We start from the raw sequence: 21,521 nt of genomic DNA, 5'->3' as shown, positions 1-21,521 counted from the left end.
CGGGCGCCACCGTCAGGAGGCCGGTGCCTGGTGCTGCGCGCGGCTCACGTCGTACACCCCGGGGACGTCCCGCATGGCGCGCATCAGGGCCGGCAGGTGGGCCGCGTCGGGGAGCTGGAGGGTGTAGGTGTGCCGGACCCGCTGCTGGCTGGGCGGTTCGACGGTGGCGGAGACGATCTCGGCGCCCTGGAGGGCGATCGCCTCGGTGAGGTCGGCCAGGAGATGGGGGCGCCCGAACGATTCGGCGACGAGGGTGACCCGGCATTCGGTGGAGTCCCCCCAGCGCACTCCGATCTCCGCGCGCCCCCTGCTCTTCATGTGTGCCACCGCGGAGCACTCCGCGCGGTGGACGGTCACCACTCCCCCGCGTACCGCGAACCCGGTGATCTCGTCGGGCGGTACGGGCGTACAGCACCCGGCGAGGCGTGCGGCGGCGCCGGGCCGGTCCGCGAGGACGTCGGCGCGCCGCGGGTACGGGGCGGGGGCGCCGTCCGAGGGGCGCGCGGCGGCGGGGGCGGTTCCGGGCTCGGGGGAGGCGGCGTCCCCGTCCCGGGCCGGAGCCGGGTGGGCGGAGCCGGTGGGGGTGCCCGGCTCGGTGGTGCCGGTGCCGCCGCCGGGGTGGGCCGCCAGCCAGCGCTGGATGGCGATGCGGGCGGCCGCCGTATGGGCGTGCTCCAGCCACTCCCGGGAGGGCTCGGAAGCAGGGTCCTGACCCATCAGGAGCTGGACGGTGTCACCGTCGCGCAGGACCGTGCTGAGGGTGGCCAGCCGGCCGTTGACGCGGGCGCCGATGCAGGCGTGGGCGTCCTCGCCGTACTGCGCGTAGGCCGCGTCCACGCAGGTCGCGCCCTCGGGCAGGCCGAGGGTGCCGCCGTCGGGGCGGAAGACGGTGATCTCGCGGTCCTGGGCGAGGTCCTCGCGCAGGGTGGACCAGAAGGTGTCGGGGTCGGGGGCGGCCTGCTGCCAGTCGAGGAGGCGGGAGAGCCAGCCGGGACGCGTGGGGTCGGCGCGCTCGCCGTCGGCCGGGGCGTCGGAGGCGGCGGAGTCGGGGGCGGGGGCGTCGGGGGCGGGGGCGTACGGGTTGCCGAGGGCCACGACACCCGCCTCGGCGACCTTGTGCATCTGGTGGGTGCGGATGAGGACCTCGACGACCTGGCCGTCGGGGCGGGCGACGGCGGTGTGCAGGGACTGGTAGAGGTTGAACTTCGGTACGGCGATGAAGTCCTTGAACTCCGAGACCACCGGCGTCATGCAGGTGTGCAGTTCGCCGAGGACGCCGTAGCAGTCCGCGTCCTCGTTCACCAGCACCAGCAGGCGGCCGAAGTCGGTGCCGCGCAGCTGCCCGCGTTTGCGGGACACGCGGTGGACGGAGACGAAGTGCCGCGGGCGGATGAGGACTTCGGCGGGGATGCCGGCCTCGCGCAGCACCCCGCGCGTCTCTTCGGCGACCTCGGCGAGGGGGTCACCGGGGCGGGCGGCGTTCTCCGCGATGAGTTCTCTGGTGTGCTCGTACTCCTCGGGGTGGAGGATGGCGAAGACCAGGTCCTCCAGCTCGGTCTTCAGGGCCTGCACGCCGAGGCGTTCGGCGAGCGGGATGAGGACGTCGCGGGTGACCTTGGCGATCCGCGCCTGTTTCTCGGGGCGCATCACGCCGAGGGTGCGCATGTTGTGCAAGCGGTCGGCGAGCTTGATCGACATCACGCGCACGTCGTTGCCGGTGGCGACGAGCATCTTGCGGAAGGTCTCCGGTTCGGCGGCGGCTCCGTAGTCGACCTTCTCCAGTTTCGTGACGCCGTCGACCAGATAACGAACCTCCTCGCCGAACTGTTCCCGTACCTGATCCAGTGTCACCTCGGTGTCCTCGACGGTGTCGTGCAGCAGAGAGGCCGTCAAGGTCGTGGTCTCGGCGCCGAGTTCGGCGAGGATCAGGGTGACGGCGAGCGGGTGCGTGATGTACGGCTCGCCGCTCTTGCGCATCTGCCCGCGGTGCGAGGACTCCGCCAGGACGTAGGCGCGGCGCAGGGGTTCGAGGTCGGCGTCGGGGTGGTGGGCCCGGTGCGCCTCCACGACGTGGCTGATCGCGTCGGGCAGTCTGTCGCGGCCGGCTGGGCCGAGCAGCGCTGCCCGGCCCAGCCGGCGCAGGTCGATCCGCGGCCGGGACTTCCTGCGCACCGCCGCGGGCGCCACGGACGCTGTGAGCGCTTGTGGCACTGGGGGCGCTACCGGGCCAGCGGTCGCAGGGTTCGTGGCCTCCGCACTCATGGGCACCTCCGGCTCGTGGACCGGCGGACGGAGCCCCAGGGCATACGCGGCTCAGGGAATGGCGACGTTCCCCCGTCCGTGCCGGTGCTTGATGCTATCGAGCCCGACCCGCGCGACAGACCGCCTCTCGCCGAGCGTGAAACGGATCACCCATTCGAGCGACGGATTCGAGGTTTAGGTTTTCGATTCAGCCGCGCGCGCGGGCCAGCCAGTCGGCGTCGATCTCGCCCTCGGCGACGATGACGGCGGGCCCGGTCATCTCGATCTCGCCGTCGGGCCGCTCGGTGATGACGAGGCGCCCGCCGGGCAGGTCGACGGTGTACGTAGCCGGGGTGCCGGTGACGGCCGGGTCGGTGCCGTCGCGCCGGGCGGTGGCCACGGCGACGGCGCACGCGCCCGTGCCGCAGGAGCGGGTTTCGCCGGAGCCGCGCTCGTGCACGCGCATGGCGACGTGGCGGGGGCCGCGGTCGACGACGAACTCGACGTTCACCCCGTCCGGGTAGGCGGCCGCCGGGCCGACCGGCGGGGCGGTGAACAGGTCGCCGGCGTGCGCGAGGTCGGCGACGAAGGCCACCGCGTGCGGGTTGCCCATGTTCACGTTGCGCGCGGGCCAGCTGCGCTCGCCGACGGTCACCGTGACCTCTCCCTCGGGGAGGCGGGCGCGGCCCATGCCGACGGTGACGTCGCCGTTCTTGGCGAGGTGGACGGTCCTCACGCCCGCGCGCGTGGCGATCGCGAGGTCGCCTCCGGCCACATGTCCGGCGTACTGGAGGTAGCGCGCGAACACACGGACGCCGTTGCCGCACATCTCGGCGATCGAGCCGTCGCCGTTGCGGTAGTCCATGAACCACTCTGCCTCGGCGGCCATCTCCCGGGCCTCCGGGTGTGCCGCGGACCGCACGACGTGCAGCACGCCGTCGCCTCCGATGCCCGCCCGGCGGTCGCACAGGGCGGCGACGGCGGCCGGGGACAGGTCGAGGGCGTTCTCGGGGTCCGGGACGATCACGAAGTCGTTCTCGGTGCCGTGCCCCTTGAGGAAGGCGATCCGTGTGCTCATTCCTCGATCGTACGGCGTGGGTACGACAGTGCCCGTCCCGGCGGGCTCTAGCGGAGCCGGGCCACGCGCCACACCGCTAGCACGACCGCCACGGCGACCAGCAGGACGTAACCGAGGACGACGCGCCAGTCGGGGCGACGGCCGGAGCCGCGCGGGGGCAGGCCGGGCCAGGTGTAGCCCACCCGGCGGGCGGCCATCATGCCCCAGCCCGCCGCGCAGAAGCAGATCAGCAGGCCGAGCATGGCGATGACCGCGCCGCTGTCGCCGAAGTCGAAGGCGAGCGGGAAGGCGAACATCAGGGAGCCGACGGCGGCGAGGCCCACGATGGGGGCGAGCTGCCAGATGCGCAGCCGGCGCTGCGGGCGCAGTTCGACCTCGACCTCGGGGCCGCCCGGGTACATCTCCTCCGGCTCCGGCCCGTCGGCGGTCACCCCGCCCGCGGTGTCGTCGGGACCGTCGTCGGTGAGCCGGTCCCCGGGCAGGGAGTCGTCGGACAGCGAGTCGGACAGCGAGCCGTCGGACAGGGAGTGGCCGACCAGAGGATCATCGGACAAACGGTCGTCGGACAGCGGGCGTCCGGCCAGAAGGCCGTCGGACGGACGCGCGTCGGCCAGGGCGCCGCCGGTCGGGCCGTGGCCGTGCGGACCGCCGTCGGGCAGACCGTTCACCCGCGGACGGTCCTCGCCGGAGCAGAGCTCGTCGCGGCCAGGTTCGTCACCCTCGGTAATGGGGTGCTCGGCACTTTGTGCGGTGTCGCGAGGGCCGGCCTCCATCGCCACGCGCCCTCCCAACTAGGCTCCACTTGGTCGATCGAAGCTCGATGATGGCACGGCACCGCAGGCCGCGATGACAGGCGGCGCATCCCGATGCCATGACGTGATCAGGCTGTAACCGGTCGTTCGACCAACGTCAGGGCCTGCTGCGGAAGTTCCCCGCGGTCCGCGGCGGCCCCGCTCAACCAGTGCACCCGGGGATCGCGCCTGAACCACGAATCCTGGCGGCGCGCGAAGCGCTTGGTGGCCCGCACGGTCTCGGCCCGCGCTTCCGCTTCGCTGCACTCCCCGGCGAGCGCCGCGAGCACCTGCTGGTAGCCGAGCGCGCGCGACGCCGTGCGCCCCTTGCGCAGCCCCTGCGCCTCCAGGGCGCGCACCTCCTCCACGAGGCCCGCGTCCCACATGCGGTCGACGCGCCGCGCGATGCGCTCGTCCAGTTCCGGCCGAGCCACGTCGACACCGATCTGGACGGTGTCGTAGACGGAGTCGTGGCCGGGCAGGTTGGCCGTGAAGGGCTGGCCGGTGATCTCGATCACTTCCAGGGCCCGGACGATACGGCGGCCGTTGCTCGGCAGGATGGCGCGGGCGGCCTCGGGGTCGGCGGCGGCCAGCCGGGCGTGCAGCGCGCCCGAGCCGCGCAGCGCCAGCTCCTCCTCCAGCCGGGCCCGGACCTCCGGGTCGGTGCCGGGGAACTCCAGATTGTCGACGGCACCGCGGACGTACAGCCCGGAGCCGCCGACCAGGATCGGCCAGCGGCCGTCGGCGAGCAGGGCGTCGATCCGTGCGCGGGCCAGCTTCTGGTACTCGGCGACCGAGGCGGTGACCGTCACGTCCCAGATGTCCAGCAGGTGGTGCGGGACGCCGCCGCGCTCCTCGGGCGTCAGCTTGGCGGTACCGATGTCCATCCCTCGGTACAGCTGCATGGAGTCGGCGTTGACGACCTCGCCGCCGAGTTGCTGGGCCAGGAAGACGCCGAGATCGGACTTTCCGGCCGCGGTGGGTCCGACGACGGCGATGACGCGGGGGGCGGGGGGTGCACTGCTCACCGCACCAGTCTCGCAAACCTCCCGGCGAGGTCTCGAACGAGTTACGTGACGGTGCGCTCGCCAGGTCGTTGCCCGTGGCGAGGTGCCGCCCGCCGGGGTGCCCGAGGCGGCGCCCCGGGCGGCGCAACCGTACGCACCGGGCGACGCGGGATTTCGCCCGCACGAGTACCGTATGGAGTGGATATGGGCGTAATTGCACGGCTTTTCGGCAGGTCGAAGGCGGCTCCGGAGAGTTCGGTCGCAGCGGCGGACTCCGGCGCGCGGCCGGAAGGAGCCGGGGCGGAGCAGGACGAGGCGGCGGAGGCGGCGACGGCGCGGGCCGGAACGGCGGGGGCGCAGGACGCGTCCGGGGCCGGGTCCGAGGGCGAGGCCGTACGGTCGGACTCCGGTACGGACGACGCGTCCGAGGGTGCCGGGATCCCCCGGCAGCAGTCCGCCGGCGAGGCCGCCGACAGCGAGGCCGGCGAGGGCGCCCGCAGATGAACTGTCCCGTGAGGGAAGGTGGACCATGGGTCTGATGGACAACATGAAGGCCAAGCTCGGCCCGGCCAAGGACAAGGTGTCGGACCTCGCGCGGCAGCACGGGGGAAAGGTCCAGCACGGGATCGACAAGGCCGCGAAGGCCGTCGACGACCGTACCAAGCACAAGTACAGCGACAAGATCCAGGCGGGCACGGGCAAGGCCAAGCAGGCGATGGACCGCCTCGCGCACAAGAGCGACCCGGGAGCGGCGCCCCACGACGCGCCGACCCCGACCCGCCCGGCTCCTCCGGAGGGCCCCCCACCGACTTCGTGAGGGCGCACCGGCTTCGGGAGGATGCGCCGGCTTCGGCAGAGTCCGCCGGCTTCGTGAGGAGCCGGCGGCCGTTCCGGTGGCTGCGTGCGTGGAGCGTCCCGGGGGTCCGCGGGGCGCCCGGCGATCGTACGGAGAGCCGGGGGTACAGGGCTCAGGACCAGGTCGCGACCATATAGCCCACGCCGTACGGTGCGTCCTCGTACAGCAGGCCGCCGGTGAGGTGCGCGTCCTCGGCCGCGCCGGCCAGGATCTGCCAGGGCGCGCGGCCGGCCGCCTTCAGCTCGCGGGCCGGCCCGGGGTCCAGTGCCCGCAGGGCCGCCGCGTCCGCCGCGCCGAGGGCCCGCGCGACCTCCGCGTCGAAGGGCGCCGCCCGCTCGTCCAGGTAACCCGGTGCCTTCAGCGAGCGGCAGGCGCTGCCGTCCGCCATCACCAGCAGCGCCACCCGCCCGGCCCGGCCGGCCAGCTCCCGCCCGGTCTCCGCGCACTGCTCCGGGTCCAGCGTCTCCGCGACGCCGAGCCCCTCGATCGGGGCGGAGGCCCAGCCGGTCCGCTCCAGCAGCCAGGCCCCGACGGCCAGCGAGGCCGGCAGCTCCCGCTCCGGGGCGGGGTGGGCGGCGGGCCCGAGGCGTACGTCGAGGTCGACCCCGAAGCCGCGGAAGGTGCCCGGGCTGCCCTGCGGGAACACGCCGCGCCGGCCCTGCTCGGCGGTGCCGACGACCACCAGCAGGTCGGGGCGGGCGGCGGCGAGCACGCCGAGCGCGTCCGTGCACGCCGCGCGCGCGGCGTCCAGTTCCGGTGCGGCACCGGCGGCGACCTCGGGTACGAGCAGGGGCGGGCAGGGGCACACGGCGGAGGCGACAAGCATGATCGGCAGGGTAACCCGCCGCGGGCGGGCCCCGGCTCACTCGTCGACCGGCACGTGCTCCTCCCGCTCCGCAGTGTGCCGGGACCTCAGTCGCAGCCGCAGGCGCTCGCCGCCGCCGGCAGCGGGGCCGGGACGCCGATCTTCGGCAGGCCGAGCATGACACCGGCCGGCTTGGCGGCCGCCGCGGCGTTGCGCTTCTCCCAGGCGTCGCCCGCGCGCGTGCGGCGCACACCGAGGACGGAGCCCTCGGCGAGGAGGTGGTGCGGTGCCGCGTACGTCACCTCGACGGTCACGACGTCGCCCGGGCGCACCTCCTGCTCCGGCTTGGTGAAGTGGACCAGGCGGTTGTCGGGAGCGCGGCCGGAGAGGCGGTGGGTGGCGCCGTCCTTGCGGCCCTCGCCCTCGGCGACCATCAGCTCCAGCGTGCGGCCGACCTGCTTCTTGTTCTCCTCCCAGGAGATCTCCTCCTGGAGGGCGACCAGCCGCTCGTAGCGCGCCTGCACGACCTCCTTGGGGATCTGGTCGTCCATGGTCGCGGCCGGGGTGCCGGGGCGCTTGGAGTACTGGAAGGTGAAGGCCTGCGCGAAGCGGGCCTCGCGGACGACGTGCAGGGTCTGCTCGAAGTCCTCCTCGGTCTCGCCGGGGAAGCCCACGATGATGTCCGTGGTGATCGCGGCGTGCGGGATGGCGGCCCGCACCTTCTCGATGATCCCGAGATAGCGGTCCTGCCGGTAGGAGCGGCGCATCGCCTTCAGGACGGTGTCCGAGCCGGACTGCAGCGGCATGTGCAGCTGGGGCATCACGTTGGGCGTCTCGGCCATGGCGGCGATCACGTCGTCGGTGAAGTCGCGGGGGTGCGGGGAGGTGAAGCGGACCCGCTCCAGGCCCTCGATGGTGCCGCAGGCGCGCAGCAGCTTGCTGAAGGCCTCGCGGTCGCCGATGTCACTGCCGTACGCGTTGACGTTCTGGCCGAGCAGGGTGATCTCGGAGACGCCCTCGGCGACCAGGGCCTCGACCTCGGCGAGGATGTCGCCGGGGCGGCGGTCCTTCTCCTTGCCGCGCAGGGCCGGGACGATGCAGAAGGTGCAGGTGTTGTTGCAGCCGACGGAGATCGACACCCAGGCCGCGTACGCGCTCTCGCGCCGGGTCGGCAGCGTGGAGGGGAAGGCCTCCAGGGACTCGGCGATCTCGACCTGCGCCTCCTCCTGGACGCGGGCGCGCTCCAGCAGGACGGGCAGCTTGCCGATGTTGTGCGTGCCGAAGACGACGTCCACCCAGGGCGCCTTCTTCACGATCGTGTCGCGGTCCTTCTGCGCGAGACAGCCGCCGACCGCGATCTGCATGCCGGGACGGCCGGCCTTCTTCGGGGCGAGCCGGCCGAGGTTGCCGTAGAGGCGGTTGTCGGCGTTCTCCCGGACCGCGCAGGTGTTGAAGACGACGACGTCCGCGTCGCCGTCCGAGCCCTCGGGGGCCCGCACGTATCCGGCCTCCTCGAGCAGCCCGGCCAACCGCTCGGAGTCGTGGACGTTCATCTGGCACCCGTAGGTGCGGATCTCGTAACTCTTGGGGGCGGGAACGTCCACTGCCGTGCTCCGGTCGCTGCTGCTGGTCATTCCTCAAGGGTAGGCGCTCCGCGGAAGACCCTGTCCCCGGTTTCCGTGCGGCGGACGCCTCCCGGCGCCTCACCGGCCGCGGCGACTCGGCGAGCCGTCCTCCGTCCGCAGACGGCGGTCTCCGCGGCGGGGCCACGGCCACCCGATGCCGTCGCGCTCCGTGCGTGTGCGAACCGCCGGCCGCGGCGCCCGTCTGCCCGGCCGCCCGGGCGCCCCGGTGTCCATCCGCCCGGCCGCCCGGCTGCCCCGAGAGCACACGCAACCGGTGAGCGTCGGCCTGCGTGGTCACCGCGCTGTGCCCGTGCCCGTGTCCGCGACGTCCGCGACGTCCGCGACGTCCGCGACGAGGTCTCGTACGGTGTCCGCGAACCCCCGGACCAGATCGGTCTCCTCGCCCCGGACCCAGGCCATCGCGACCCGCATGGGCTCGACGTCCAGCAGGGGGACCCAGACGAGGTCGGGACGGGCGTAGTACCGGGCCGTGCCGGCCGGGGCGAAGCAGATGGCCTCCCCGGACGCGACGTGCTCCAGCATCTCCTCGACGTTGTTGTTGACCGGGCCCCAGCGCGGCGACGAACCGTCGGGCCTCGGGTTCACCGCCCACCAGTCCACCCAGGCGCGGGGAGCCCGCTCCGTCCAGGTGAGGGGTTCGTCCTTGACGTCGGCGAGGGTCACCCCGGCGCGCGCGGCCAGCCGGTGCCCCCGGGGCAGGCCGACGACCCTGGGCTCGCAGTGGATCACCTCGGTGTGCAGGTCGGTGAGATCGGCCGGCAGCCAGATGAAGGCGACATCGGCCCGGCCGTCGCGCAGTGCCGTCACCTCCTCGCCCCAGTCGAACCGTCTGGGGTCGACCCGGACGCCGGGCCGGCGACGCGCGAACTCGCTGCGGGCGCGCGTGGTGAGCTCACCGGCGCCACTGGCCTCGAAACCCACACGCAGCACCTGGCTGTGCGACGGCCGGTGGCGCTCGGCGGCCACCCGGATGCGGTCGGCCTGGCGCAGCGTGCGGCGGGCCTCCGCCACGATGTCGTGGCCCGCCGCGGTGGCCGTCACCCCGCCGGCATGCCGGTCGAAGAGCCGTACGCCGAGCTCGGACTCCAAGGCCTTGAGGGCGTAGGAGAGGGAGGGCTGGGTCACATACAGCGTTGCGGCCGCACGCCTCAGGTTCCCCTCGTCCGCGATCGCCACGAGATAGCGCAGCTGACGTAACTCCACCCAGCGATCATAAATCGTCTCTATCGAGTAAGTGATCTTCTGTCTTGGACAGGACACCCCGGCGGCTGACACAACTGGGAGGCGTACCCACCGACTTGGAGGATGTAGTGACCACCGATACCCCTTCGCCCACCCATCGCGCCGAGGGCCGCGTCTGGCTGATCACCGGTGCGTCGTCCGGCTTCGGACAGGCCATTGCGGAGGCCGCGCTGGCGGCGGGGGACACCGTCGTCGCCACCGCCCGCCGGACGGAGACGCTCGACGACCTGATCGCCGCCCACCCGGACCGCGCGGTGGCGGTCCGACTGGACGTCACGGACGACAGCCGTATCGCCGCTGTGGTCGCCGACGCCGTCCGCCGGTACGGACGGATCGACGTACTGGTCAACAACGCGGGCCGCGGCCAGGTGGGCGCGGTCGAGGAAACCACCGACCGCGAGCTGCGCGACCTGATGGACGTGCACTTCTTCGGCCCCACCGCGCTGGTCCGCGCCGTACTGCCGCACATGCGGCGGCAGAAGTCGGGCGCCATCGTGCAGATGAGCAGCTACGGCGGGCAGCTGTCCGTCGCGGGATTCGGCGCCTACTCGGCGACCAAGTTCGCTCTTGAGGGGCTGTCCGAAGCGCTCGCCCAGGAAGTGGCCCCGCTCGGCATCAAGGTGCTCATCGTCGAACCCGGTGCCTTCCGCACCCGGTTCTTCGGCGACGCCCTGCACGAGTCGGTGTCCCTTCCGGCGTACGAGGCGACCGTCGGCCCCACCCGCGCCGGGATCGGCGATGCCCACGGCACGCAGCCCGGCGATCCCGCCAAGGCCGCCGCGGCCATTCTGCGCGCCCTGGACAGCGACAGGACGCCGCTGCGCCTGCCGCTGGGCAGCGATTCCGTGGACGCGCTCAAGGGTCACCTGGACAGCGTCCGCGACGAACTGCTGACCTGGGAGCCGGTCAGCCGGGAGGTCGGCTTCGACGAGTGATCCCCGGACGTCCGTCACCGGTTCACCGGCCCGTCCGCAGGAGGAGGTTTTTTCGCCAAAGGGCGACCGAAAGCCCGGGCAGGCGTGGGCAAGGGGGCGGGCGACCTGCTTAGGTGTGACCCACGGCTTGTCCGCTGGAGCGGGAAGTGCTTTCTCGCCCGAACGGGGTGACACGGCAGGTGAGGAGAACGGGCGAGTACGCCGCGCTACGGCGCCGATGCGCCGCGATTCTGCGCGACCTCGGGGTGCAGCGGTCGCTGTCCCTGGACGCCGTCCGGGCGCGGGTGGAGGAACTCAGAGGCCGTCCGCTCGTACTGAGGGAGCTGCCCGAGGAGGCCGCGGCCACCGGAGCCTGCGGGCTGTGGCTGGGCACCGCCAAAGCCGACTACGTCTTCTACGAGGCCCGGACCGCCCCGCTGCACCGCGAGCACATCATCCTCCACGAGATCGGCCATGTGCTGTGCGACCACCACCGCAGCCTCATGGAGGACGGCGAACAGCCGGACGGCGACCTCCTGGTCGGCCTCCAGCCCCATCTCGTGGCGCGGATGATGGCCAGGACCAGTTACACGAACACCGAGGAACAGGAAGCCGAGATGATCGCCACCCTGATCCAGAGCGCCGGGACGACCGGCCGGGTGGCCGGCCCCCTGGGACGGCTCGGCGCGTTTCTCGGGGTGACGGCGGACGCCGGTGAGTGAGCTGGCGGCGCAGGTCGGACTCGCCAGCGTCCTGGCCCTGTGGTTCGCCCTGGTCTGGCGGGCCCGGTCCGCGCTGCGCCAGCCCCACCTGCGAGGGCTGTGGCTCACCGTGCTGGCCGCGACCACCGCCATCACCCTGTTCCAGCCCCGGATCGTCGGCCGGCTCGCGTCCGCCGGGATCGACGTCCACTCGGTGTCCCTGGCCCGCAACCTGATCGGCGTCCTGAGCGCGGGACTGGTCCTCCTCTTCGTGATCGACTCCAGCCGCACTCCGCGGCTGCGCCTGTCCGTGGCGGCCGGGCTGACCGCGGCCCTGGTCTCGCTGCTCGTCCTGGACCTGCTCCAGGTGGACCAGGCGAGCGGAGGGACGGCGTCCGCGCAGCGGCCCGCGTCCGCGTCGTCCGCCTACTGGCTGATCCTCATCGGCTCCCACCTCGCCGGTGACGCCGTCGCCGTGGTGGTCTGCTGGGCCTACAGCCGGCGCACGACGGAGCGCGACCTCGTCTGGTCACTGCGGCTGTTCGCGGCGGGCAGCGTGCTCGCGCTCGTCTTCTGGTCCGGTTACCTGTTCCATCTCTACGACCCCGACCCGCAACTGCTGCCCTACCTGTCCGTGATCATCGGCGTGCACGGCTTCCTGCGGGCGGCGTCCCTGCTGGTCCCCACCGCGAGCGCCCTGGCCCGGTCGGCCGGCGCGCTGCGCACCATCTGGCGGTTGTGGCCGCTGTGGCGCGACCTGGTGACGGCGGTGCCCCATGTGGCCCTCGCCAGGCCCCGGCGGACCCGGCTCCTGGAGCTGCTCCGGCCGCGCCATCCGCTGGCGCTGCAGGCGCACCGGCAGACCATCGAGACGTACGACGCCCTTCTGACACTCCAGCAGTACGTGCGGCCGGACGCCTACGACAGGGCGCACCGGTACGCCCGGCAGGCGGGGGTGCGCGAGGACCGGCTGGCGTCCGCGGCGCTTGCCGGCGCCGTCGACGAGGCCCGGCGGGCCGTCCTGAGCGGAGCGGAACCGTCCGACCCGCACCCGCTGCCCGGGGTGACGCACGGCAGTCCCGAGACACTGCTGGGCATCGCCCGGATGTGGCCCGCCATGACCGGCGTACTCCCCTGCCCCGACCGGACGTCGCCGGCGCGGCCGCGCTGACGCCCGGTCAGCGCCGGCCCGGCCGCTGCCGAGGCCCGGTCAGCGGGGAGCGACGGAGCCGTTCTCGTCGCCGCGGGGCGCGATGTGGTAGTCGAAGGCCAGGGTCCCGGGATCGAGGGCGGTGGCCCCGCCGTCGACGGTGAGCACGGCCCCGTTGACGTACGACGCCGCCGGGGACAGCAGCCAGCTGATGGCCTCGGCGATCTCGCGCGGCTCACCGGGGCGTCCCTGGGGCAGCAGGCGGGTGGCCTCCTCGTAGGCGGCTTCCATCCCGCCGCCGGGCAGCTGCGCCTCCTCGGCGAAGCGGGCCATGCGCCGGTCGGCCATCTCGGTGCGCACCCAGCCGGGACACACGATGTTCGCGCGCACGCCCTGCCGCCCGTAGTCGACGGCGACGGAGCGGCACAGCTGGAGCAGGGCCGCCTTGGAGGTGGCGTAGGGGGCGTTGCTCGTGCCGTTGCGCAGCGCGGACACCGAGGCGACGGCGACCACGGCGCCCTGGGACTCCAACAGGTGCGGGATGGCGGCGCGGAGCAGGAGCAGCGGACCGGTCAGGTTGGTGCGCATCACCTCGTCCCAGTCCCGCAGGGACATGTCGCCGACGGCTCCGCCGCGTCCGATGCCCGCGTTCAGCACCAGTCCGTCGAGCCGTCCGTAGGCGGCCAGGGCGGCCTGGACGAGCCCCTCGGCCGCGTCGGGGTCCCCGACGTCGGAGGGGTGCGCCAGCGCTCCCGTCTCCTGCGCGAGGCGTTCCAGGGGCTCGGCACGCCGGCCGGAGACGACCACGTGGTGACCCTCCTCGCCCAGCAGCCGGGCCGTGGCCTGCCCGATACCCGAGCCGCCACCGGTCACGACGACAACGCGCTTGTCCTCCACCGCAGTTCAGGCCCCTTCACCGAGATCACCGACTTCGCCTGGGTCGCCAGACGCCTCCGAGCTTAGAGCCCGTTGATCCACTGCAGACGACTTCCGGCCAGCGTCCGCACCGGCCAACCGGGCCGGTCGGCGCGGCCGTCCTGGAACGGCGGCTTCCGGGCCACTCCCGCCGTCCGCCTCCGGTGCCGGTTCCCCCGCGGACCCGGGAGCGCCGCGGACCCGGCGGCCCCCGCCGACGGCGGCCGGAAAGGTACGGGCGGTGGCGGTCAGGGCGGTGACGCGCGCCGGACGGTCACCGGCGTTCTTCCGCGATCACCATATGCGCCCGGTATCCGACTCCGCCGACACATTCCATGTCAAGAGCATTTCCGGCCCCTTATGAGATTCCTGCGTCCGCAAGGTCGCCGTTGACAAGGACCATCTGTACAACGAAGCATGGCGAAGGCACGTCGGCGGCACCTCATGGAATTCCGGGCAACGCCCGCAAAACGACAAAAAGGCAGGGACCGGTGGCCACGAACCAATTGTTCGCGCTCTTTTCCGACCTGGCCCTCATACTCGTCCTCGCGCAGCTCCTGGGTGCCGTGGCACGCAGATTCTCCCAACCCGCGGTCATCGGCGAAGTACTGGCGGGCATCATGCTCGGCCCGACCTTACTGGGGCACAGGGTGTCCGAATTCCTCTTCCCGACCGATATCCGGCCGATGCTCACCGCACTCGCCGACGTCGGAATGGCCGTATTCATGTTCATCGTGGGCCTGGAGCTGGACCGGAAAATCCTGCGCGGCACCGGACGACTGGCGGCCACCGTGTCGCTGTCCTCCATTCTCCTGCCGTTCGCACTCGGCGCTCTGCTCGCCCTGCTGCTGGCCGAGGACAATGCCCCGGATCACCGACTCGGTTTCGTGCTCTTCATGGGCACGGCGATGTCGGTGACCGCCTTTCCGGTGCTGGCCCGCATTCTCACGGACCGGAAGATGCAGCACACCCCGGTCGGCGGCCTGGCACTGGCCTGCGCCGCGATCGGGGACGTGCTCGCCTGGTGCATGCTCGCCGCCGTGGTCGCGCTGGCCGGCGGGGGCGGCAGCCACCAGTGGTATCTGGTGCTGCTCCTGCCGTACACCGGCGTGATGCTCTGGGTCGTGCGCCCGCTGCTGCGCAGGCTGCTCGCCGCGGGTGACGGCACCTCCCGGCTGAGTCCCGCGGCGCTGACGGCCGTGCTCGCCGGTCTGCTCGTGTCGGGCGCGGTCACCGAGAAGATGGGCCTGCACTTCATTTTCGGCGCGTTCTTCTTCGGTGTGGTGATGCCCAAGGAATCCACCGAGCAGCTGCGTGCCGACATCACCGACCGGGTCGGGCATGTCAGCAGTCACCTGCTGCTGCCGGTTTTCTTCATCAGCGTGGGCCTGAAAGTCGACCTGTCGGATCTGGGGCGGTCCGGATGGCTGGACTTCGCCCTCATTCTGCTGGTCGCCGTCAGTGGCAAGTTCCTCGGCGCGTTCCTGAGCGCCCGGGCGCACGGTGTCACGGCACGCCAGTCGGCGGTTCTGGCCACCCTCATGAACACCAGGGGCCTGACCGAGCTGATCATCCTGACCGCCGGTCTGCAACTCGGCGTCCTCAACGAGCGGTTGTACTCCCTGATGGTCGCCATGGCCGTCGTGACCACGGCGATGGCCGGACCGCTCCTGTCGGTGCTCCAGCCGCGTCCCCTCGCCGACCACCACCTCGTCCGGCCGGCCCGCGACGCCCGGCCGCCCGCCGCCAAACGCTGACCCCCGCCGGGTTCCGGCTCAGTCCCCGGCGGCCAGTTCGTGCAGCGCGGTGACCGTCTTCCAGTTGCGGGTGGTGGCCCGCATGCCGAGGCGGCGCTCGATGAAGGCGTTGTTCAGTCTGGTCCTGCCGTACCCGTCGGGGACGTGCAGATGGATCTCGTCGCCGACCAGCGTGAACACGGCCGTCTCCCCGGCCGGCAGCTCCAGGCGGGCGGCCTCCTCGGCGGTCGGCTCCCGGGCGAGGAAGGTGACGTGCAGCTTGGCCGGGTCGTCGTCCCGGCCGGTGTACGGGTTCGCGGCGAGGGTGCGGGCCAGCGAGTCGCCGGTGCGCAGCAGGACCGTGCAGGAGACGCCGAGGTCGTCGGCGATCCGCTTCTCGATGCCCGCGGCGAGGCCGGCGGGGCGCCGCGTGCCCGGGGCGGCGGGGCCGGCGGTGTCCGGGGCGGGGGCGCGGAACACGACGTTCCCGCTCTGCAGATACGTCCGGACGTCCTCGAACCCCATGCCGGCGAACAGCGTACGCAGGTCCTTCATGGCGATCCTGGCGCTGCCGCCGACATTGATCCCGCGCAGCAGCGCGATGTACGTCGTCATGGCTTCAACCTCTCACAGCCGCCGTGCACGGCCACTCCGCCTCGGCGATCCGCGCCCCCGCTCCCTGCAGCCCCGGAAACCCGGTGGAGGACGAAACCCCGCTGTGCCTAGGGTCACGGAATGAGTACACGAACCTTCCGTATCACCGTCCGCGGCGCCTTCGACGCCCTCACCGACGCCCAGCGCGCCGCCCTGCTGGCCGACGCCGCCGAACACGACGTGCTGCGCGCGGCCTTCACTCCCGAGGGGACCCTGACCTACGACATCGCCGCCCGGCCCGCCTTCGTCTTCCGCTTCTCCGCGACGGGAGAGAAGGAGGAGGACATCCTGGAGGCGACGGAGCGGGCCGAGGGGGCGGCGAAGGCCTGGCTGACCGAGCGCGGCTACAGCTTCAAGCACCTTCGGACCACCGCCGAGGACCTTTCCCAGGCACCCCTGGGCAAGCGACAGCGCCGCGCCGCCCGCGGCGCCGGCGCATGAAACCCGCGCATAAACTTGAGTAGTCAAGGACAACTCAAGGGATGGGGAGGAGGCGAGGCGAGTGAGTGACGCCCTGGACACGGCGCTGCGGCTGGTACGGGCCCAGACGGCGCTCGTACGGCGCTTCGACGCCCGGCTGAGCGGGCTGCACGGCGTCAGCCTCGCCGACTTCACCCTGCTGCTCCGGCTCGGGCAGGCGCCCGGCGGCCGGATGCGCCGGGTCGACCTCGCCGAGGCGCTGGGGCTGACCGCCTCCGGGGTCACCCGCGGGCTGGCGCCGCTGGAGCGGATCGGACTGGTGACCCGGGAGCCGGACGCCCGGGACGCGCGCGTGGCGTACGCGGCGCTGACCGCGACGGGCCGGCGGCGGCTGACGGAGATGCTGGCCACGGCGGAGGAGACCGCCGCCGAGATCTTCGCCGGCCCGGCCTGGCCGGCGACGGACGTCGCCGGTCTCGCGGCGCTGCTGACGCGCCTCGGCGGTACGGGGCTGTCCGGACGCTGACCCCTGGCGCGTCGGCCACCACGGCAACTCCCCGTGGCACAGCTCACGTTGGGGGGTGGCCGGATTGTGTGCGGCCTGTGCGCATGCCGTGGCATGCTCATGCTCGTCTCCGAGCTACCGACCGGTTCTACTCACCAGTAGCACCGAGGCCGGTACCTCCCAGCCACCCCCCATCCCACAGGACCCACCTTGCGCAGACGCATGAGGCACAGGCGTGCCCTGCTGCCCGCCTTCGCCGTGACCTCGCTGTTCCTGGCCGCGGCCTGTTCCTCGCCCGCACCGCAGGCCGCCCAGCGGGCGGCCGCCGGACAGGAACAGCAGATCCGGGCCACCCAGCCCGCCGCCGAGGGCACGGACCACTCGCTCACCGTCGCCGCCGCTCCCACCGCCACCGCGACCGCCGTGGCGAGCCCGCGCGGCGGCTCCGGGCAGCGCGCACACAGGACGACGCTCACCGTCAGCTCGTACGACGGCCGCACCCGGCGGGCCGTCATCTCCGAGCACTCCAACGGGAGTTCACCGCACTCGCCCACACCGACCGCGCCGTCCACACCGACCGCGCCGTCCGCACCGTCCACCGGTTCCTCCGCCGCACCGCACCGGACCGCCGTGGGCGACGTGATCGCCAGTGCGCCCGCGCCCGGTGCCCCGCGCGGACTGCTCGCCAAGGTCACCAAGGTGATCGGCGAGACGGACGGCGGCACCGAGGTGCAGACCGAACCGGCCACGCTCAACGCGCTGCTCGGCGACGCGACGGCGAAGGGTGACGTGCCGGTCGACCCGTCGTCCTTCACCGTCGACAAGCTGCTGCCCGACGTGAAGGTGTCCTGGTCGAAAACCGGTGACGTGCACGCCGGCCCCAAGGGCGCGACGGTGCCGCTCGGCAGCCTCCGGCTGGACGTCGGCGCCGAGGTGCCCACCACCGGGGGCTCCGGCGCGTCGGCCACCGCCTCCGTGCACGGCTTCGTCCAGGTCGCCCCGCAGGTCGACTTCGCCTACGGCGGCACCGGCAGCGACGCCCCGCCCGGCTCGGCGTACCTCGGCGTGTCCGGCGACTGGACCTCCGGCTGGGCGGTCAAGGGCCGGGCCGCGGCGGCCACCGGCACCCCGCTGCGCATCCCGTTCGCCAAGCTGCACGCCGACCCCGTCCTGCAGGTCGGCCCGGTGCCCGTCGTCGTCAACCTCGATCTGACCTGCTACCTCCAGATCAGCGCCGAGGGCCGGGCCACGGTCGACGTCGAGCAGAGCCTGAAGGGCGACTTCAAGGCGGGCGGCACCTTCGGCCTGAGCCACGGGTGGACGCCGGTGAGCGCCTCGCACATGACCAGCACCCCCGTGCGCGCCTCCGTCGCCACCGCCGGCAGCGTGAAGACGGCGCTCGGTGCCGAGGCCACGGTCGGCCTCTACGGCACCGTGGGCGTCACCGCCGACCTGGCCCCGTACCTGCGCGGCGAGGCCACCGGCACGCTCACCGCCGCCTCCGACGGCAGTACACCGAAGGCGACGGGTACCTGGGGTGTCTACGGCGGCGTGGACCTGTCCGGCACCCTGCGGCTCCAGCTGTCCGTCTTCGGCACCCCCGTCATCCAGCGGAGCATCCCGCTGGGTGCGCTGCACCGCGAGTGGAAGCTGGCGGGCGGCTCCCTGTCCTCGTAGGCCCGCGCCGAGGCGTCAGGCCGCCCCGCCCGGTATCCAGCCCTGGCGGCGCAGTACGGCCGAGACGTCCGGCGCCCGGTAGTGCTCCCCCTTGAGCACCTTGCCGTCGGCCCGGCGGGCCACCGTCCCGTCCGGGCCGAGCTTGCTCATGTTGGCGCGGTGGATCTCGGCGATCACCTCGTCGAGGTCGATGCCGTGCACCAGGGCCGTGCCGTAGGCGACGTACACCACGTCGGCCAGCTCGTGCGCGAGCCGGTCCAGCGGCCCCTCCACCGCGACCTCGGCGACCTCCGCGGCCTCCTCGGCGAGCAGTTCGCCCCGGTGGGCGGCCAACCGCGGGTCCACCTCGGTCGGCGTGGTGCGGGCGTCGAGGCCGAAGGCGCGGTGGAACTCACGGACGAGGCGGGCGGGCGAAGAGCTCATACGGCGACTCTAACGGCCGCCACCGACAGCGCCCGTCGCCCCGGGCGGACCCCCAGCGTCCGCTTCGCCGCTCCCCGGGAGTGACCCCGGCCCTGGTCAGGGGCGCGCGTCGCCTGGCAGGATCGCCCGCATGTCCAAGGTGTTCCCCCGGCTCGGCAGGCGCCGAGCGCTGCAGGGCGCGGCCGTCGGTGCCGTCGTCCTCGGGCTGCTGCTGTGGTGGCTGCTGCCCCTGGGCGAGAAGCCGCCGAGCGGGACGATCGTGTTCAGCACCGGTACCTCTCGCGGCGTCTACCAGGAGTACGGCGAGCGGCTCCGGACCGAGCTGGGCAGGGACATGCCGGGCCTGAAGGTGAAGCTGCTCAACAGCGCCGGTTCCCAGGAGAACGTCCAGCGGGTGGCGACCGGGCAGGCCGACTTCACCATCGCGGCGGCCGACGCGGTGGCGACCTACGAGCTGCGGCACGGCAGCGGCGCCGGGCGGCTGCGCGGTGTGGCCCGCCTCTACGACGACTACGTGCATCTCGTCGTACCCAGCGACTCGGACATCAGGACCGTCGCCGACCTCAAGCACAAGCGGGTGGCGACCGGGCTGCCCGACTCCGGGGTGCGGCTGATCGCCGACCGGGTGCTGCGGGCCGCCGGCATCGACCCGCGCAAGGACATCACGCCGGTGGCCGACGGCATCGACACCGGACCGGCGCAGCTGCAGAAGGGGAAGATCGACGCCTTCTTCTGGTCCGGCGGACTGCCCACGAAGGGGCTGGTCGCGCTGGCGCAGAAGCGTGACTTCCGGTTCGTGCCGATCGACGAGGACCTCATCACCCGGCTGCACGACCAGGGCGAGGGCGCGCGCTACTACCGGGCCACCAACATCCCCGAGTCGGCGTACCCGAACGTCCAGCAGGGTCTCCAGGTGCCGACGATCGCCGTGTCCAACGTGCTGATGACCCGTACGGACGTCGATCCCCGGCTGACCGAGTGGGTGACCCGCACGGTGATCAAGAGCCGCGACGACATCGGCGCCCACGTCCACTCCGCCCAGCTGGTCGACCTGCGCACCGCCATCTTCACCGACCCCCTCCCCCTCCAGGAGGGCGCCCGGCGCTACTACCGGTCGGTGAAGCCCTAGAGCACGCGGCCAGAGCCCGACCAGGGGGCGGGGCCGGCCGTCTGCACCGTGCCGGGCTCACGGGGCCCCGGCACCGCGCCTCACCGCGTTGTCGCCGGCTTGCCACGACTCCGCCAGGGCGCCCTCCTTCGCGTGGCGCTGCAGGCCCCGAGCCCCACTCGCCGCTCCGGCCCGGTCCGGAAGAAAGCCCCTGGCTAGGAGACGGCGTCCCCGGTGTCCCCGGCGGCCTCCGCATGCCGCGGCACCCGCACCGTCACCCGGAGCCCCCGCGGCTCGTGGTGGGCGTACTCGATCGCGCCGCCGCCCGCTGCGAGCAGGGCACGGCTGATGGACAGGCCCAGACCCGACCCGTTCACGTTCTGGTGCCGGCCGCTGCGCCAGAAACGGTCGCCCACGCGCGCGAGTTCCTCGTCGGTGAGGCCGGGGCCGGTGTCCGTGACGACGACCGTGGTGGTGTCGCCGTCGACGCAGACGGAGACCTCGACCGTGCCGTCCTCGGGGGTGAACTTCACGGCGTTGTCGATCACCGCGTCCAGGGCACTGGACAGGGCGATCGGGTCGGCCCAGGCGGTGGTGGGCGGACACGCGCCGGTCAGCCGCACACCCTTGGCCCGGGCGGCCGGTGCCCACGCGGCCACCCGCTCCTCGGCCAGGGCTCCGATGTCGGTCAGCCGGAGGTCGGCCTCGGCGTGCTCGGCCAGCGCCAGGTCGAGCAGGTCGTCCAGGACCTGTGCGAGGCGCTTGCCCTCGGTGCGGACCGAGGCGATCTCCTCGTTGTCCACCGGCAGTTCGAGGGCGAGCAGTTCGATGCGCAGCAGCAGCGCCGCGAGCGGGTTGCGCAGCTGGTGCGAGGCGTCGGCGACGAAGGCGCGCTGCTGCTCCAGTACGGCCTCGACGTTGTCCGCCATCTCGTTGAACGAGCGGGCCAGCCGTCTGAGTTCCGGCGGCCCGCCCGCGGCCGCGACCCGTGACTTCAGCCGGCCGGTGGCGATGTCGTGGGTGGTGGCGTCCAGGACCCGGACGGGTCTGAGCACCCAGCCGGTCAGCCTGAGCGCGGCGCCGACGGCGAGCAGCATGGCCGCGATCTCGCCGGCCCCGATGAACAGCCAGCCGCGCAGGATCCGGGACCGCAGCTGTCCGGTGGGCGAGTCGGTGACCACGACCGCGACGACGTCCCCGTCCCGGATCACCGGCGAGGCGACGACGAGCCGGCCGCGCTGCCAGGGCCACACCTGACGCGGGTCATGGCTGCGCCGGCTGAGCAGCGCCTCGTCGAACGCCCTGCGGACCTCGCCCGTCTGCGGTACGAACCAGTCGTCGGGCGCGTTGGCCATCGCCGAGCCGTTGCGGTAGAAGACGCCCGCGCTGATGCCGTAGACGCCGTGGTAGCTCTCCAGCTCGCTGCGCAGGCTCGCCCGGCGCTCGTCCGTGGCGGTCTGGCGGGAGCCGCCGGGCGCGTCGGTGACGAACTGGGCGAGCGCCGCGAAGCGTGCCGTGTCGTCGATCCGGTCGACGACGACCCGCTGCTGCTGGGCGGCGGCCACGCTGACGGCCAGCGGGATGCCGAGCGCGAGCAGGACGGCCGCCAGCAGGACGATGAGCAGCGGGAGGAGGCGTGTGCGCACCCGTCC

The 21,521-nt window shown here is 73.1% G+C and carries 21 protein-coding genes; 10 read left to right on the top strand and 11 right to left on the bottom strand.

Annotated elements, in window-relative coordinates:
• Window positions 1-12: 12 nt before the first annotated feature.
• From S1361_RS28770 to miaA, 4 genes are all read right to left on the bottom strand, one after another.
• Entirely contained in the window at window positions 13-2,262 is a 2,250-nt protein-coding gene (locus S1361_RS28770) for a RelA/SpoT family protein (RefSeq protein ID WP_208034806.1), read from the bottom strand.
• 187 nt (window positions 2,263-2,449) lie between these two features.
• Entirely contained in the window at window positions 2,450-3,319 is an 870-nt protein-coding gene (dapF, locus tag S1361_RS28765) for a diaminopimelate epimerase (RefSeq protein ID WP_208034805.1), read from the bottom strand.
• A 47-nt stretch (window positions 3,320-3,366) separates the two neighbouring features.
• The gene (locus tag S1361_RS28760) at window positions 3,367-3,843 is read right to left on the bottom strand and encodes a hypothetical protein (protein WP_243769563.1); all 477 of its coding nucleotides are present in this window, start codon (window positions 3,841-3,843) and stop codon (window positions 3,367-3,369) included.
• A 356-nt stretch (window positions 3,844-4,199) separates the two neighbouring features.
• Window positions 4,200-5,138 (bottom strand): tRNA (adenosine(37)-N6)-dimethylallyltransferase MiaA, encoded by a 939-nt coding sequence (gene miaA, locus S1361_RS28755; RefSeq protein ID WP_208034804.1) that lies wholly within the window; start codon window positions 5,136-5,138, stop codon window positions 4,200-4,202.
• A gap of 183 nt (window positions 5,139-5,321) precedes the next feature.
• Between miaA and S1361_RS28750 the strand changes: the two genes are divergently transcribed.
• Entirely contained in the window at window positions 5,322-5,621 is a 300-nt protein-coding gene (locus S1361_RS28750) for a hypothetical protein (protein ID WP_208034803.1), read from the top strand.
• Window positions 5,622-5,646: 25 nt separating this feature from the next.
• Window positions 5,647-5,934 (top strand): antitoxin, encoded by a 288-nt coding sequence (locus S1361_RS28745; protein ID WP_208034802.1) that lies wholly within the window; start codon window positions 5,647-5,649, stop codon window positions 5,932-5,934.
• Window positions 5,935-6,085: 151 nt separating this feature from the next.
• Here S1361_RS28745 and S1361_RS28740 read toward each other — a convergent pair whose 3' ends face one another.
• From S1361_RS28740 to S1361_RS28730, 3 genes are all read right to left on the bottom strand, one after another.
• Entirely contained in the window at window positions 6,086-6,799 is a 714-nt protein-coding gene (locus S1361_RS28740) for a class III extradiol dioxygenase subunit B-like domain-containing protein (RefSeq protein ID WP_208034801.1), read from the bottom strand.
• Between the two features lie 86 nt (window positions 6,800-6,885).
• Window positions 6,886-8,412, bottom strand: a complete 1,527-nt coding sequence (gene miaB, locus S1361_RS28735; RefSeq protein WP_208034800.1) for a tRNA (N6-isopentenyl adenosine(37)-C2)-methylthiotransferase MiaB — start codon at window positions 8,410-8,412, stop codon at window positions 6,886-6,888.
• Window positions 8,413-8,697: 285 nt separating this feature from the next.
• Window positions 8,698-9,627 (bottom strand): LysR family transcriptional regulator, encoded by a 930-nt coding sequence (locus tag S1361_RS28730; protein WP_208034799.1) that lies wholly within the window; start codon window positions 9,625-9,627, stop codon window positions 8,698-8,700.
• A 107-nt stretch (window positions 9,628-9,734) separates the two neighbouring features.
• On the opposite strand from S1361_RS28730, the gene S1361_RS28725 reads away from it, so the two are divergent.
• The 3 genes from S1361_RS28725 to S1361_RS28715 all read left to right on the top strand — a co-directional run bounded on the left by S1361_RS28725 (window position 9,735) and on the right by S1361_RS28715 (window position 12,452).
• The gene (locus tag S1361_RS28725; RefSeq protein ID WP_208034798.1) at window positions 9,735-10,601 is read left to right on the top strand and encodes an oxidoreductase; all 867 of its coding nucleotides are present in this window, start codon (window positions 9,735-9,737) and stop codon (window positions 10,599-10,601) included.
• Between the two features lie 179 nt (window positions 10,602-10,780).
• A complete protein-coding gene (locus tag S1361_RS28720) occupies window positions 10,781-11,302 on the top strand; it encodes a regulator component (protein WP_208034797.1) in 522 nt (173 codons plus the stop codon).
• Window positions 11,295-12,452 carry an MAB_1171c family putative transporter gene (locus S1361_RS28715; RefSeq protein WP_208034796.1) on the top strand — a complete coding sequence of 386 codons (1,158 nt, stop codon included), beginning with the start codon at window positions 11,295-11,297 and terminating at the stop codon, window positions 12,450-12,452. The genes S1361_RS28720 and S1361_RS28715 overlap by 8 nt, the downstream gene beginning before the upstream one ends.
• A 39-nt stretch (window positions 12,453-12,491) precedes the next feature.
• Here S1361_RS28715 and S1361_RS28710 read toward each other — a convergent pair whose 3' ends face one another.
• A complete protein-coding gene (locus tag S1361_RS28710; RefSeq protein WP_208034795.1) occupies window positions 12,492-13,328 on the bottom strand; it encodes an SDR family NAD(P)-dependent oxidoreductase in 837 nt (278 codons plus the stop codon).
• Between the two features lie 509 nt (window positions 13,329-13,837).
• Here S1361_RS28710 and S1361_RS28705 point away from each other — a divergent pair.
• Complete coding sequence (locus S1361_RS28705) at window positions 13,838-15,103, top strand: cation:proton antiporter (protein ID WP_208034794.1); 1,266 nt, start codon at window positions 13,838-13,840, stop codon at window positions 15,101-15,103.
• A gap of 18 nt (window positions 15,104-15,121) precedes the next feature.
• Here the strand turns inward: S1361_RS28705 and S1361_RS28700 are convergent, their stop codons facing one another.
• Entirely contained in the window at window positions 15,122-15,697 is a 576-nt protein-coding gene (locus S1361_RS28700) for a DUF1697 domain-containing protein (protein WP_208034793.1), read from the bottom strand.
• A gap of 120 nt (window positions 15,698-15,817) precedes the next feature.
• Between S1361_RS28700 and S1361_RS28695 the strand changes: the two genes are divergently transcribed.
• The 3 genes from S1361_RS28695 to S1361_RS28685 all read left to right on the top strand — a co-directional run bounded on the left by S1361_RS28695 (window position 15,818) and on the right by S1361_RS28685 (window position 18,338).
• On the top strand, window positions 15,818-16,177 hold the full coding sequence (locus S1361_RS28695) for a DUF6204 family protein (protein WP_208034792.1): 360 nt from the start codon (window positions 15,818-15,820) through the stop codon (window positions 16,175-16,177).
• Between the two features lie 61 nt (window positions 16,178-16,238).
• Window positions 16,239-16,682: a MarR family winged helix-turn-helix transcriptional regulator gene (locus tag S1361_RS28690; RefSeq protein ID WP_208034791.1), complete on the top strand. Its 444-nt coding sequence runs from the start codon at window positions 16,239-16,241 to the stop codon at window positions 16,680-16,682.
• A 201-nt stretch (window positions 16,683-16,883) separates the two neighbouring features.
• Window positions 16,884-18,338 (top strand): hypothetical protein, encoded by a 1,455-nt coding sequence (locus S1361_RS28685; RefSeq protein ID WP_243769329.1) that lies wholly within the window; start codon window positions 16,884-16,886, stop codon window positions 18,336-18,338.
• A 15-nt stretch (window positions 18,339-18,353) separates the two neighbouring features.
• Here the strand turns inward: S1361_RS28685 and S1361_RS28680 are convergent, their stop codons facing one another.
• Window positions 18,354-18,761 (bottom strand): pyrophosphohydrolase domain-containing protein, encoded by a 408-nt coding sequence (locus S1361_RS28680; RefSeq protein WP_208034790.1) that lies wholly within the window; start codon window positions 18,759-18,761, stop codon window positions 18,354-18,356.
• A gap of 130 nt (window positions 18,762-18,891) precedes the next feature.
• Here S1361_RS28680 and S1361_RS28675 point away from each other — a divergent pair, with 130 nt between their 5' ends.
• Window positions 18,892-19,890: a TAXI family TRAP transporter solute-binding subunit gene (locus S1361_RS28675; protein ID WP_208034789.1), complete on the top strand. Its 999-nt coding sequence runs from the start codon at window positions 18,892-18,894 to the stop codon at window positions 19,888-19,890.
• A gap of 194 nt (window positions 19,891-20,084) precedes the next feature.
• Here the strand turns inward: S1361_RS28675 and S1361_RS28670 are convergent, their stop codons facing one another.
• Window positions 20,085-21,515: a sensor histidine kinase gene (locus S1361_RS28670; protein ID WP_208034788.1), complete on the bottom strand. Its 1,431-nt coding sequence runs from the start codon at window positions 21,513-21,515 to the stop codon at window positions 20,085-20,087.
• Between the last annotated feature and the right edge of the window lie 6 nt (window positions 21,516-21,521).

It is taken from the genome of Streptomyces cyanogenus (genome assembly GCF_017526105.1).
In the GTDB taxonomy this organism is placed as follows: domain Bacteria; phylum Actinomycetota; class Actinomycetes; order Streptomycetales; family Streptomycetaceae; genus Streptomyces; species Streptomyces cyanogenus.
The sequence above is the reverse complement of the archived record's forward strand: the minus strand, read 5'-3'. Positions and strand labels throughout refer to the sequence as shown.